General features: G+C 65.5%; 14 protein-coding genes. 6 read left to right on the top strand and 8 right to left on the bottom strand.

Annotated features, from left to right (window positions below):
• Positions 1-89: 89 nt before the first annotated feature.
• From ACT2FV_RS10150 to ACT2FV_RS10140, 3 genes are all read right to left on the bottom strand, one after another.
• Entirely contained in the window at positions 90-1,103 is a 1,014-nt protein-coding gene (locus ACT2FV_RS10150; RefSeq protein WP_059604599.1) for a tyrosine-type recombinase/integrase, read from the bottom strand.
• Positions 1,104-1,205: 102 nt separating this feature from the next.
• The gene (locus ACT2FV_RS10145; protein ID WP_059604597.1) at positions 1,206-1,583 is read right to left on the bottom strand and encodes a DUF2471 family protein; all 378 of its coding nucleotides are present in this window, start codon (positions 1,581-1,583) and stop codon (positions 1,206-1,208) included.
• 130 nt (positions 1,584-1,713) lie between these two features.
• Positions 1,714-2,325, bottom strand: coding sequence for a helix-turn-helix domain-containing protein (locus tag ACT2FV_RS10140; protein ID WP_059680153.1), 612 nt, complete (start codon positions 2,323-2,325; stop codon positions 1,714-1,716).
• Positions 2,326-2,486: 161 nt separating this feature from the next.
• Between ACT2FV_RS10140 and ACT2FV_RS10135 the strand changes: the two genes are divergently transcribed.
• Together ACT2FV_RS10135 and tdh are read left to right on the top strand one after the other, a co-directional pair.
• Positions 2,487-3,686, top strand: a complete 1,200-nt coding sequence (locus ACT2FV_RS10135; RefSeq protein ID WP_151048212.1) for a glycine C-acetyltransferase — start codon at positions 2,487-2,489, stop codon at positions 3,684-3,686.
• Between the two features lie 13 nt (positions 3,687-3,699).
• On the top strand, positions 3,700-4,728 hold the full coding sequence (gene tdh, locus ACT2FV_RS10130) for an L-threonine 3-dehydrogenase (RefSeq protein WP_059529060.1): 1,029 nt from the start codon (positions 3,700-3,702) through the stop codon (positions 4,726-4,728).
• A 616-nt stretch (positions 4,729-5,344) separates the two neighbouring features.
• Here the strand turns inward: tdh and ACT2FV_RS10125 are convergent.
• The gene (locus ACT2FV_RS10125; protein WP_444503787.1) at positions 5,345-5,653 is read right to left on the bottom strand and encodes a hypothetical protein; all 309 of its coding nucleotides are present in this window, start codon (positions 5,651-5,653) and stop codon (positions 5,345-5,347) included.
• Positions 5,650-6,288 carry a GNAT family N-acetyltransferase gene (locus ACT2FV_RS10120; protein WP_444503786.1) on the bottom strand — a complete coding sequence of 213 codons (639 nt, stop codon included), beginning with the start codon at positions 6,286-6,288 and terminating at the stop codon, positions 5,650-5,652. The genes ACT2FV_RS10125 and ACT2FV_RS10120 overlap by 4 nt, the downstream gene beginning before the upstream one ends.
• A 191-nt stretch (positions 6,289-6,479) precedes the next feature.
• Here ACT2FV_RS10120 and ACT2FV_RS10115 point away from each other — a divergent pair, with 191 nt between their 5' ends.
• Together ACT2FV_RS10115 and ACT2FV_RS10110 are read left to right on the top strand one after the other, a co-directional pair.
• On the top strand, positions 6,480-7,094 hold the full coding sequence (locus tag ACT2FV_RS10115; protein ID WP_124901797.1) for a TetR/AcrR family transcriptional regulator: 615 nt from the start codon (positions 6,480-6,482) through the stop codon (positions 7,092-7,094).
• 55 nt (positions 7,095-7,149) lie between these two features.
• A complete protein-coding gene (locus tag ACT2FV_RS10110; RefSeq protein ID WP_059604582.1) occupies positions 7,150-7,629 on the top strand; it encodes a nuclear transport factor 2 family protein in 480 nt (159 codons plus the stop codon).
• 443 nt (positions 7,630-8,072) lie between these two features.
• On the opposite strand, the gene ACT2FV_RS10105 is transcribed toward ACT2FV_RS10110, so the two are convergent.
• Positions 8,073-9,158, bottom strand: coding sequence for a tartrate dehydrogenase (locus ACT2FV_RS10105; protein ID WP_124901798.1), 1,086 nt, complete (start codon positions 9,156-9,158; stop codon positions 8,073-8,075).
• 117 nt (positions 9,159-9,275) lie between these two features.
• Between ACT2FV_RS10105 and ACT2FV_RS10100 the strand changes: the two genes are divergently transcribed.
• On the top strand, positions 9,276-10,199 hold the full coding sequence (locus tag ACT2FV_RS10100) for a LysR substrate-binding domain-containing protein (protein WP_175816307.1): 924 nt from the start codon (positions 9,276-9,278) through the stop codon (positions 10,197-10,199).
• A gap of 176 nt (positions 10,200-10,375) precedes the next feature.
• Here ACT2FV_RS10100 and argC read toward each other — a convergent pair whose 3' ends face one another.
• Positions 10,376-11,314: an N-acetyl-gamma-glutamyl-phosphate reductase gene (gene argC / locus ACT2FV_RS10095; RefSeq protein WP_124629511.1), complete on the bottom strand. Its 939-nt coding sequence runs from the start codon at positions 11,312-11,314 to the stop codon at positions 10,376-10,378.
• Positions 11,315-11,432: 118 nt separating this feature from the next.
• On the opposite strand from argC, the gene ACT2FV_RS10090 reads away from it, so the two are divergent.
• Entirely contained in the window at positions 11,433-12,317 is an 885-nt protein-coding gene (locus ACT2FV_RS10090; RefSeq protein WP_174906947.1) for a LysR family transcriptional regulator, read from the top strand.
• A 62-nt stretch (positions 12,318-12,379) separates the two neighbouring features.
• Here the strand turns inward: ACT2FV_RS10090 and ACT2FV_RS10085 are convergent, their stop codons facing one another.
• Positions 12,380-12,844, bottom strand: a complete 465-nt coding sequence (locus ACT2FV_RS10085; RefSeq protein WP_059604569.1) for a hypothetical protein — start codon at positions 12,842-12,844, stop codon at positions 12,380-12,382.
• Between the last annotated feature and the right edge of the window lie 28 nt (positions 12,845-12,872).

The following is a 12,872-nucleotide window of genomic DNA, read 5'->3' as shown; positions in this document are numbered from 1 at the left end:
AGGTGAGGTTTTACGGGAGCTGTGAAACGGTGAGGCTACGCCGCACAAGGCTGCTCACGGATCATGCCGCGTGAGCAGCCGGGTCGGCATCAGTGAGTTTCGTCCTGCTCGGACGCGTCACCATTCGCGAGATCATCGCGCCAGTTTTTCCATGCGCGATGAAGGCGGTTCGACGAGATCGGCCGCATGAAGCCGAGCCATTTGCCGACCCGCTCGGGTGGCACGTCGTGCTCGAACAGTTCGGCAGCGTAAGTGTTGCGCAGCGTTTGCGGGCTCGCGCGCGCGGTGCGTGACGACGTGAGCCCCGCGGATTCAACGATTGCATCGATCGCGCGCAGCATCGTTGCCTTGTGCATCGGCCGCCCGGCGTGCGATGCCGGAAACACGAGCTCGCCCGGAATCTCCTGGCGCTTGCGTTCCACGAGCCATGCTTCGAGCAACGCGATCGCGAACGAGGCCAGATGGGTTTCGCGCGCGAAATCGGGATGTGTCGACGGGATCTGCAGCGACGTTCCACTTGCATTGATGCAACTAATCGTAAGCGCGCGTGCTTCGCCGGTTTTCACGCCGGCCCCGAGAAATGCGGCGACGAGCGCGCGGTCACGCCGCTCCTTCCAGTATGCGGAGCCAGATACGCCAATCGGCGAAAACAGGTAGGCCAGCAACTTCGCGCGTTCGGCCGGTGTCAGGAAACCGGTCGGCTCGTTGTCGCGTGCCTGACGCCAATCCGCTTCGCCATCCTGAGCAATGAAGCGGGCCGGGTTGGTGGACGCGAGCTCGGTGCGCCGGATGTGGTCGAGCACGCGTTCGATCAGCCTCAAATAGCGCATTCGCTGCGTTTTCCGTATGGGAAGCTCGCTGACGAAATTCGCGATCGTTGCGGTATCGACCGTGGCCAGGTTTTTCTGATGTGCACGTAGCCACGCGAGAAAGGCGCCCCATTGTGCGCGGTAGACGTCGGCCGACGAACGGCGGTAGTCCTGCATGGCAAGCCATGCGTCGAACGCGGCTTCGGGCGAGATGATCCAGTCGGACGCACCACGGTCGAACAGATCCTTTTCTTCCGGGCGTGCGGGCGTGTCGGAGGGGGTGGGAAGGGACATGTTGTTTATTCCGTTAGTTGCGTATATGGTAGCCCTATCCGCAACGTGGCGGGCAGCAGGATGCGGGAGCCGGCCGCCGTGCCGAACGGCCAGGGCCTGATGTCAGTCACCCCACGCTTTGGATGGGCGATGAATGCGCTCGCTGGGTGCCGCTTCCTGCGATCTGGCCGCCGCTTCGTACGCGAGAACCGCGAACGAGAAGACAGCGGGTAGCGCATTCGATCGTCCGAAATCGATCGGATCATCCGTTTCGGGAAAAGTCATGTCCGACGGCCGTTCGAACAGCTGGCGCATGCCGGCTTCGTGCCGACTGGCAAACCCGAGATCCGCGAGTGCCTCGGCTTCGATGGCGTGCAGCAGGCGCCACGACAGCGGGACGCGCTGATGGATGTAGCGCCCGGCTATATGGCGCACAATCAACTCGAGGTCGTGCGCGGCAGCCTTGAAGCTGAGCGCGGCCAAATCTTGTTCTTCTGTCATCGCAGGCTCCTGTCGACCGGAGCGGGCGCCTCGGTGCGGCGGCCCCGGCCAATGCATGGCGGAATGTCCGTATACTGTACAAACATACAGTGTTTTCCGCAACTGGCCTTTCGGCCAGCTATTCGCATCGTCAGCGATGAATCACGATCAGTAGTGCGCGCGCTTCCGCCTTGCCGGGATTGCGGATGGCGTGAGGCGTGTCGGCCGGGTAGCGCGCGGTATCGCCCGCTTTCAGGCGTCGGCTCGCCGCCGCGGCTTCGATTTCCATCGCGCCCTGGAGCACGGTGAGGTGCTCGCGCGTGCCGGGTTCGTGCGCGTTCGACACGAGCGCGCCGCCGCCCGGCAGCGTCAGTTCGTACCACTCGAACTTGCCGGCCAGGTCGATCGGGCCCCATACGCGCAACTGATAGCGGCCGTCGTGGCCGGCGAGCGTCGGGATGTCGTGCGGACCATCCACGCGGATCGTCTCCGGCGCTTTCGGTTGCGAGAACAGCTCGTCGAGCGTGATGCCGAGCGCATTCGTGAGCCGCCATGCGACCGCGATCGTCGGATTGGCCTTGTCGCGCTCGATCTCGGAGAGCATCGACTTCGATACGCCGGCTGCGCGCGACAGGTCGTCGAGGGTCAGCTTGCGCTCGTTGCGCAGTCGCTGGATTTGCTCGCCGACGCGCGGCGGCGTCACGCCCGGCGGCTGCGGTGCGGCGCTGGCAGGCGTGCGCCGCGACGCGGAGGAACTTGCCATTTGGTTTCCGTTCGCTTAGAGTTGTTCGGTATTTCGAATTCTAGTTCGGAATATCGGATAAATGCGGTCAACCGAACGACCGACTATAACAGTAGCAGGCCGTTGCGCAGCCGCCACGAGCGGCGCGCGGCGGATTGCGAATCCCTGTCAGGAGCTTTGCGATGCGTGATGCCTTTCTCGCCCAGGTGCGCGGGACGCTCGACCAGATCCGCGCGGACGGTTTTTACAAGACCGAGCGCGAGATCGCGAGTCCCCAAGCGGCGGCCGTGCGGCTCGCCAGCGGTGCCGGCGTGCTGAATTTCTGCGCGAACAACTATCTCGGTCTGGCGAACGATCGGCGCCTGATCGCCGCGGCGCAGGCAGGTCTCGACCAGGACGGCTTCGGCATGGCGTCGGTGCGCTTCATCTGCGGCACGCAAACCGTGCACAAGCAACTCGAAAGCGCGTTGGCGTCGTTTCTCGGCACGGAAGACAGCATCCTCTATTCGAGCTGCTTCGATGCGAACGGCGGCCTGTTCGAGACGCTGCTCGACGAGAACGACGCAGTGATCAGCGACGAGCTGAACCACGCGAGCATCATCGACGGTATCCGCCTCTGCAAGGCGAAGCGTTTCCGTTACAAGAACAACGATCTCTCCGATCTCGAGGCGAAGCTGAAGGAAGCCGACGCAGCGGGCGCGCGCCACAAGCTGATCGCGACCGACGGCGTGTTCTCGATGGACGGCATCATCGCCGACCTGAAAGGCATCTGTGACCTCGCCGATCGTTACGGCGCGCTCGTGATGGTCGACGATTCGCACGCGGTGGGCTTCATCGGCGCGCATGGCCGCGGCACGCCCGAGCACTGCGGCGTCGATGGTCGCATCGACATCATTACCGGCACGCTCGGCAAGGCGTTGGGCGGCGCATCGGGCGGCTATGTCGCGGCCCGCCGCGAGGTCGTCGAATTGCTGCGCCAGCGTTCGCGTCCGTACCTGTTCTCGAACACGCTGACGCCGAGCATTGCCGCGGCGTCGCTGAAGGTGCTGGAACTGCTCGGCAGCGAAGAAGGGGCGAAGCTGCGCGAACGCGTGCGCGAGAACGGCGTGCGTTTCCGCGAGCAGATGACCGCCGCGGGTTTTACGCTCGTGCCCGGTGCGCATCCGATCATCCCGGTGATGCTCGGCGACGCACAGCTTGCGACCAACATGGCCGACAAGTTGCTCGAAGAAGGCGTCTACGTGATCGGCTTCTCGTTCCCGGTCGTGCCGCGCGGTCGCGCACGCATCCGCACGCAGATGAGCGCCGCGCATACGCCTGAACAGATCGATCAGACGGTCGCCGCGTTCGTGCGCGTCGGCAAGTCGCTCGGCATCGTCTGACGGAGGCGCGACCATGAAAGCACTGGCAAAGCTCGAGCGCGGCCCGGGTCTCACGCTCACGCGCGTGAAGCGCCCCGAGGTCGGACACAACGACGTGCTGATCAAGATTCGCCGCACGGCGATCTGCGGCACCGACATCCATATCTGGAAGTGGGACGACTGGGCGCAGAAGACGATTCCCGTACCCATGCACGTCGGCCACGAATACGTCGGGGAGATCGTCGAGATGGGGCAGGAAGTGCGCGGCTTCGCGATCGGCGACCGCGTGTCCGGCGAAGGCCACATCACGTGCGGCTTCTGTCGCAACTGTCGTGCCGGTCGCCGGCATCTGTGCCGCAACACGGTCGGCGTCGGCGTGAATCGAGAGGGCGCGTTCGCCGAGTATCTGGCGATTCCCGCGTTCAACGCGTTCAAGATTCCGCCCGAGATCTCCGACGATCTCGCGTCGATCTTCGATCCGTTCGGCAACGCGACGCACACGGCGCTGTCGTTCAATCTCGTCGGCGAGGACGTGCTGATCACGGGCGCGGGCCCGATCGGCATCATGGCCGTCGCGATCGCGAAGCACGTCGGCGCGCGCAACGTCGTGATCACCGATATCAACGACTACCGGCTCGAACTCGCGCGCAAGATGGGCGCGACGCGCGCGGTCAACGTCGCACGCGAGTCGCTGCGCGACGTGATGGCCGACCTGCACATGACGGAAGGCTTCGACGTCGGCCTCGAGATGTCGGGCGTGCCGAGCGCGTTCACCAGCATGCTCGAGGCGATGAATCACGGCGGCAAGGTTGCGCTGCTCGGCATTCCGCCCGCGCAGACGGCGATCGACTGGAACCAGGTGATCTTCAAGGGGCTCGAGATCAAGGGCATCTACGGGCGCGAGATGTTCGAGACCTGGTACAAGATGGTCGCGATGCTGCAAAGCGGCCTCGATCTGTCGCCGATCATCACGCATCGTTTTGCAGCCGACGATTACGAACAAGGCTTCGCCGCGATGCTGTCCGGTGAAAGCGGCAAGGTGATCCTCGACTGGACGGTCTGAGTGCCGGCGGGGCGGCTCGGCGCGTTTGCCGAGTGCCCCGTTCGTGTCGGCATGAGCGTTTGTCGAGGCAGGGCGGCTTCGACGAACGCGTGAGGTGAGATTATTCGGGAGCTGTTTGCGTGCCGCATGATGGCTCGATCGTGCCTTCGGCTGACGCGCAGGCGAAGAATTCAACGACGGCACCGCGTTTTTTCTTGACGATATGAGGGCGATCGCGCTTCGCTGCCGCAGCACGTATCGATGACATGCAATCACGCATGCATCTCACTCGTCAGCGTCGCGCTCCCGCCCGCACTCTCGCGTCGCTCGGCGCGAGTGTCTCTTCCTGCCCTTCCGTTTCGTTTGCCGCGCCTGAATAGCGCCGTCCTGTCGCACCGCCTGCCTGGGCCACGGTCTTGCCGTGCTTTCGTGACAGCACGTCACCACGCAACGCCGTCACGGCGCCTTCTTGATGCGTGAGCCTATCAACGACGTGCGAACTCACCTGTCCGCCTGCGAGGCCGCATTGATTGGTGCGCTTCCCGCTACCTGATGCGCTCACCGTTCAACCATCGCGGTTCGAGTTGCAGACTCAACACGACGAGCCAGCGTTTCGGGCATTGCGGTGCGATCTCGATCAGTTCGCCATGCTCACGGACATCGTCACGAGCCCGCGCTTCGCCGCGTGCCGATACGCGCGGGATGCGTCCGCCTGAAGCCAGAAGCTGACGAGCGCGCACGTGACGAAGCGGAACAGCAGCAACGTCGCGGCTTCCGGCGTGTAGCCGACCGCGACGAGCAGGGCGTCGAACACGAGCGTCAGAGTTTGCGTGACCGCGATCGTGACGACCGTCAGCTTCACCAGCCCGCGCATGCGCAGCGCTGCCCGCGTGCGGGCATGCCTCAGTGCGAGCCGCGCACGATCGTCGTCGGCTTCGTGTTTCATGACGCCGCTCCGGCACGCCGCGTGACATCGATCGACGTCATGTCGGATGCAGGTATCCGCCCGTCCGACACGCCAACGGCCTTGCACAGGATCGCGCTGTCATAGCTGTGTCCTGCAAACCGCATCACGTCGATCAACTGAAACCCTTCGCGTCGATAGAAGTCGACGAGCCGGACAGCCGCATGCGGCGCGTCAAGCGCGAGGTGCGTCGCGCCACGCGCGGCCGCCCGCCGTTGCGCGAACGCGAGCAGCGCTCGGCCGATGCCGCGATCCTGCCAGACCGGATCGACGGCCAACTGGCCGAGCGTCGCGACGCGTCGGCTGCGGTACGGATCGCACCGCGAATCGGGATCGTGCGGCTGCATCGTGATCGTCGCGACCAGATGCCCGTTACCGAGCGCGACGAAACACTCGCCGGTGAGCATGCGTTCGCGCGTCTCCGACGCCGGCTGGTCGACACCGGGACAGTTGAAGCCTGCGGCGCCGAGCGGCGCGTACGCGCGATGCAGCAACGCGGTCAGCGATTCGTACGAATCGCTGCACGGATCGAAACGCCGTACGACGACGCGGCCATCGAGCCGCTTCGCATAAGCCGCATAGGCACGCTTGGAGCGTGCGGATTCCGGTCGCTGCATGATGTCCTTTCGGCCAGACGGGGTGACCGAAGTGTAGTGAGCACCCTGCGCCAGCTTCAAGAAAAAATGTCGTAAACGCCGCCTGCGATGCGCTGCCCGCCATCGAAACCATGCGGCGTTCGGCCCTTCCGGCGGCAGGGCCTTTTCACATGGGTGTTGACGATGGAGAACGATCGTTCTACCGTAAACCCATGAACACACATGATGACTTCTCCGGCGAACCGGCCGTTCGCGATCGACTGCTCGACGCGGCCGAAGCGCTGATCTACTCGGGCGGCATCCACGCCACGGGTGTCGATGCGATCGTGAAGCGATCCGGTGCCGCGCGAAAGAGCTTTTATTCGCAGTTCGAATCGAAGGAGGCGCTGGTTGTCGCCGCCCTCGAGCGGCGCGACGAGCGCTGGATGCGCTGGTTCGTCGATGCCACGCTGGCGCGCGGCAAGTCGCCGCGTGCGCACTTGCTCGGCATGTTCGATGTGCTGCGCGACTGGTTCTCGCAACCCGATTTTCACGGCTGCGCGTTCCTGAACGCGTCCGGCGAGATTGCCGACGCCGACGATCCGATACGCGTCGTCGCGCGTATGCACAAGGCGCGCTTGCTCGCGTTCGTGCGCGAGCGGCTCGACGCGTATGCCGACGACGCCGGCATCGAGCGCCGCGGCCTGGCCCGCATCGCGCGCCAATGGCTGGTGCTGATCGACGGCGCGATCGGCGTCGCGCTCGTCAGCGGCGAAGCGACCGCGGCGCGCGATGCGCGCGCAACCGCCGAGCTCTTGCTCGAAACGGTGTCTCGAGCGTCGAAGTAACGTGTCCCAACCGGCTGCGTTCGTGCGCAGCCCCAACCTTGAACAGGAGCATCCCATGTCCGCTTCCCCGGAAATTCGTCCGCCCGTTCCGCCCTTCACGCTCGATACGGCGCGCCAGAAAGTGCGTGCCGCGGAGGATGCGTGGAACACGCGCGACCCGCAGCGCGTCTCGCTTGCCTATACGCCGCAGAGCCGGTGGCGCAATCGCGCGGAGTTCGTGACGGGCCGCGACGAGATCGTCGGACTGCTGCAGCGGAAATGGACGCGCGAGCTCGACTACCGGCTGATCAAGGAGCTGTGGGCGTTCGGCGGCAATCGCATCGCGGTGCGATTCGCATACGAATGGCATGACGACGCCGGCAACTGGTTCCGCTCATACGGGAACGAAAACTGGGAGTTCGACGAAAACGGCTTGATGGCGCATCGCCACGCGAGCATCAACGACCTGCCGATTCGCGAAGCGGATCGCCTGTACCACTGGCCTCTCGGTCGCCGTCCGGACGATCATCCCGGTCTGTCCGATCTTGGGCTGTGACGTAGCACGATGGCGTCGCGTGGACGCGCTCAATTGTGCATCGAGCGTGACGCCTGTGCTCAACGGTGAGGGAATACGGGAGCCGCTGGTTGAGGTGAGCGTTTTCGGGAGAGGAGGCATTTCGTGCGGGACGGTGTGATTCTTCACGCCCTGCATCTCACCGATCAATCTTCGCTGGAAACGGTCCGGTTGCACTGAGCGAAGCGTTGCTCGCATGCGGATCGAATGCGACATCGGCGGCGCACTTGCTGCATACACGCATGGTGGTGAGATTCAATCGGTGTGTATCGAGGTGCGATCCAACTCACTGTTCGACATCGACATGCACGCATCCAGGCGTGCGCGTCGAAATCGGCGAAGGTGCGCGGCAGTCAGTCGTGCTGCTCACCCTTGAGCATGACATCGATCGAACACTTCCCAGCCGCGCGCCTTCGGACGTTCCGTCAGCCGGCGATCCGCGCCGCGATCGCCTCACCCACTTCCTGCGTCCCCACCTGACCGCCAAGATCGCGCGTGCGCGGTCCGGTGCGCAGCACGTCCTCGATCGCCGCGACGATCGCATCGTGCGCCTCGCGTTCGCGACCCGCGCCGTTGCCGAGGAAGTCGAGCATCATCGCTGCCGACCAGATCATCGCGATCGGGTTCGCGACATACTGGCCCGCGATGTCCGGCGCGGAGCCATGCACCGGTTCGAACAGCGACGGAAACGTGCGATCCGGGTTCAGGTTCGCCGACGGCGCGATGCCGATCGTGCCCGTGCAGGCCGGCCCGAGATCGGACAGGATGTCGCCGAACAGGTTCGACGCGACGACGACGTCGAAGCGGTCAGGCTGCAGCACGAAGCGCGCGCACAGGATGTCGATGTGCTGCTTGTCGACGGCGATCTCGGGATAGCGTTCGCCCATCTCGGCCGCGCGTGCGTCCCACCACGGCATGCTGATCGCGATGCCGTTGCTCTTCGTCGCGACGGTCAGGCGCTTCGCGCGGCGCTGCGCGAGCTCGAACGCGAACTTCAGCACGCGCTCCGTGCCGTGGCGCGTGAAGATCGACTGCTGCATCACCACTTCGCGCTCGGTGCCTTCGAACATCGTGCCGCCGACCGACGAATATTCGCCTTCGGTGTTCTCGCGCACGATCATGAAGTCGATGTCGCCTGCTTTGCGGCCGGCGAGCGGCGACGGCACGCCGTCGAACAGGCGCGCGGGCCGCAGGTTGATGTACTGGTCGAATTCGCGTCGGAATTTCAGCAGCGAACCCCACAGCGAAATGTGATCGGGCACCGTCGCGGGCCAGCCGACCGCACCGAACAGGATCGCATCCATGCCCGAGAGCCGGGCCTTCCAGTCGTCCGGCATCATCTTGCCGTGCTGGGCGTAGTAGTCGCAGCTCGCCCAGTCGATCTGCTCGAACTGGAAACGGATGCCGAAGCGCGCCGTCACGGCGTCGAGCACGCGCAGGCCCTCGGGCATCACTTCACGGCCGATGCCGTCACCGGGGATGACGGCAATCTTGTACGTCTTGTCGCTCATGCAAGCCTCCTTGGCTGGTCGGGCCGCCGGCAGCGTGCGCAGCGGAACACGATGCCATTTTATTTATTTCCATTCAGATTAAAATCGTGCGAAAGGTTAATCGACTTTCCACGAATCGTGAACAAATCGCCGAATCTCGACGACCTGCGCGTCTTCAGCCTGGTCGTCCGCCTGACGAGCTTCAGCGCGGCGGCCGAGCAGCTCGCGGTATCGCCCGCATATGTGAGCAAGCGCATCGCGCTGCTCGAGGCGCAGCTCGGCACGCGGCTGCTGCATCGCTCGACGCGCCGCGTGACGGTCACGGAGGCCGGCGAACGCGTGTTCGCGCGTGCCGAGAAGATTCTCGATGACGTCGACCATCTCGTCGAGGACGTGTCGACCACGCGCACGGTGCCGCGCGGCACGCTGCGCATCTCGAGCAGCTTCGGCTTCGGCCGTCATGTCGTCGCGCCGGCGTTGCTCGACTTCTCCGCGCGTTATCCGCAGCTGAACGTGCGGCTCGATCTGTTCGACCGGCTCGTCGACGTCGCGGGCGAAGGCTACGACCTCGACGTGCGCATCGGCGATGAGATCGCCGATCACCTGATCGCTCGCCGCCTTGCCGCGAACTATCGCGTGCTGTGCGCGTCGCCCGACTATCTCGCACGGCGCGGCACGCCGCGCACGCTCGCGGATCTCGCATCGCACGACTGCCTCGCGATCAAGGAGCGCGACCATCCGTTCGGCGTCTGGCGGCTGAACCTGCGCGGAGAAACGGCAACGGTGAAGGTCGGCGGCGCGCTGTCGACGAACCACGGCGAGGTGGCCGTGCAATGGGCGCTGGCCGGGCGCGGAATCGTGCTGCGCTCGATCTGGGAAGCGGGGCCGCTGATCGAACGCGGCGCGCTGCGTCGCGTGCTGTCGGACGTGATTCAGCCGGCGAACATCTGGGCTGTGTATCCGGAACGCGTCGCGGCTTCGGCGAAAGTGCGCGTGTGCGTCGATTTTCTCGCGGAGGCGCTTGCCGGGTTGAATGCCGCGGCGGGTGACGATGCGGCCTGAAATCGGCCAAAGGTGAGCTTTTACGGGGGCATGTAAGAAGCGTCGGCCAAGGCCCGTTGACGGCTCGCAACCGCGTCGCGAGCCGGTAGCGTGCCGCAGGCACCGACGCACCGACGCACCGACGCACCGACGGCCGCGATGCGCCGGGCCGGCCGATGATGTTGGCCGCCTGGGGCTTACGCCGCTTTCGCCGCACCGAGCATCAGATCGAGGTTCTGCACGGCCGCGCCGGATGCCCCTTTGCCGAGATTGTCGAACACGGCGGACAGCAGCACCTGGCCGTGCTCGGCATTCACGAACACGCCAAGCCGCAGGTCGTTCGTACCGTTCAGCGCTTGCGGATCGAGATGCGTGATCGTGCGCGTATCCGCGAGCGGCGTGACCTCGACGTGGCGCGCGTCGGCGTAATGGTGCGCGAGACACGCATGCAGCAACTCACCGGTCACGCCGGCCGGGAGAAGGCGCAGCTCGATCGGCACGGTCAGCACGATGCCTTGTCGATAGGCGCCGTAAGCCGGCACGAACAGCGGACGATGCGCGAGCCCCGCGTGCAGCTGGATCTCGGGCACGTGCTTGTGCGCGAGCGCGAGGCCGTAGACCTGCAGCGGTTTCGTGCGTGCGGCCCCGTTCGATTCGAATTCGTCGACGGCGGTCCGTCCGCCGCCCGAGTAACCGGACACGGCATGGATGCTCGCCGGGTAGTCGCGTGGCAGCAGGCCAGCTTGTTGCAGCGGCCTGAGCAGGCCGATCGCGCCCGTCGGATAGCAGCCCGGATTGGTGACGCGCCGCGCGTGCGCGATCGTCTGCGCATGTCCGTGGACCATCTCGGGAAAACCGTAGACCCATTCCGGATCGGTGCGATGGGCCGAGCTCGCGTCGATCACGCGTACCGCCGGATTCCGGATGAAGCCGACTGCTTCGCGCGCGGCGGCGTCGGGCAGGCACAGAATCGCGATATCGGATGCGTTGATCGCTTCGCTGCGCCGCGCGGGGTTCTTGCGCTCGGCATCCGGCAGCGTGACGAGCCGCAGATCGGTGCGATCCCGCAGGCGCTCGTGGATCAGCAGTCCGGTCGTACCTTGGTCGCCGTCGATGTAGACAGTGGAGAGGCTCATGATGGTCGCGTTTCTCGCTTAGGACGTCGGGAAAGCCGTATCGTCCATCGAACGCCTAGAATAGGAAAAGTTGAATTTCCTGATTGCGAGATTCAGATTTCCTGAACGAGAGGTGGGAATGCGCGAGATCAGTCTGGATCGACTGCGTACGCTGGTCGCGATCGCCGACCAGGGATCCTTCGTGGCCGCCGCGCAACTGCTTCATCTTGCGCCGCCGACGGTCAGCCTTCATGTCGCCGAACTCGAAAGCCGCATCGGTGCGCCGTTGCTGTCGCGCACGCGCGGCAACGTGCAGCCGTCGACCATCGGTGCGGTGCTGGTGGAGCGGGCGCGCCGTCTGCTGGCCGAGGTCGAGTCGACTCTCGACGACGTGGAGCGACAAGTGCAGGGGCTGACCGGGCGGGTGCGTCTCGGCGCATCGACCGGGGCGATCGCCCATCTGTTGCCGCAGGCGGTGGCCCGGCTGCGCGAGCGGCATCCGGACATCGATGTTCAGATCGCCGTGCTCACGTCGCACGACACACTGGCGCGCATTGCGCAGGGCACGCTCGACGTCGGACTGGTGGCGTTGCCGCAGCCGGCGGTCGCGGGGCTCTCGATCCGCGCGTGGCGGCGCGATCCGGTGCTGGCCTTTCTGCCTGCGGACTGGCGGCTTCCGGCGCGTGTGACGCCGGCCTATCTGGCCGCGCGTCCGCTGATTCTTAACGATGCGACTACCCGCCTGTCGCGGCTCACCGCGGAATGGTTCGCGCTCGGTGGCCACCGCCCCGAGCCCCGCATCGAACTCAACTACAACGATGCGATCAAGAGTCTGGTCGCCGCAGGCTACGGCGCGACGCTGCTGCCGCACGAGGCGGGCGCCCCGTTGCCGGATGCACGCATCGTCATGCGGCCGCTGCGTCCGGCGTTGTGGCGCGAACTGGGCATCGCCCATCGGGCCGGCCCGGTCGAGCGGTCGACCCAGCACGTGCTCGACGCGTTGTGGGCGCTCGGCGCGCGCTAGAAAGCAGCGGGCGTCATGCGTCGTGCGCGGCCGTGCCGGCGTCGGCACGCGGCAGTGGGCCGTTACAGCCGGCTATCCCTCGCGAGCATCAGCACGCGCGCCCAGCGCCGCGCATCGTGCTTGTCCATCATCGGCAGCTTCCATTCGCCGCGTGCGGCGTCACGCACACGCACGACCAGATGCCAGCGGCCGTCGATCGGCTCGGCTTCGCAGCCGTCGAGCTGCGACAACGTATAGCGGCCGTCCGCACCGTCGTGCGACAGCCACAGCAGCCCCTGCGTCGCTGACACGCGCACGTCGCCCCACTCGCGATGCACGACGTGGGTCCAGCCTTGTTCCTTCGCGTTCGGTGCGATGTCGCGACGGCGCTTGATCCACCACGCGATCAGCGCGATCAGGATCGCGGCGGCGAACAAGGCGGCCGCGATCGCGACCGGCTGGCCGAACTGCGCGGCGATGACGTGAAACAGATGAACCGCGCCCCATCCCACGGCGATGAGCGCGAACAGCGCAATGAAAATCGGCATGTCGAATCGGAAAGGAGGACGGACCGGC

The sequence above is a fragment of the Burkholderia sp. PR2 genome (assembly GCF_052372875.1).
GTDB lineage: Bacteria > Pseudomonadota > Gammaproteobacteria > Burkholderiales > Burkholderiaceae > Burkholderia > Burkholderia diffusa.
The sequence above is the reverse complement of the archived record's forward strand: the minus strand, read 5'-3'. Positions and strand labels throughout refer to the sequence as shown.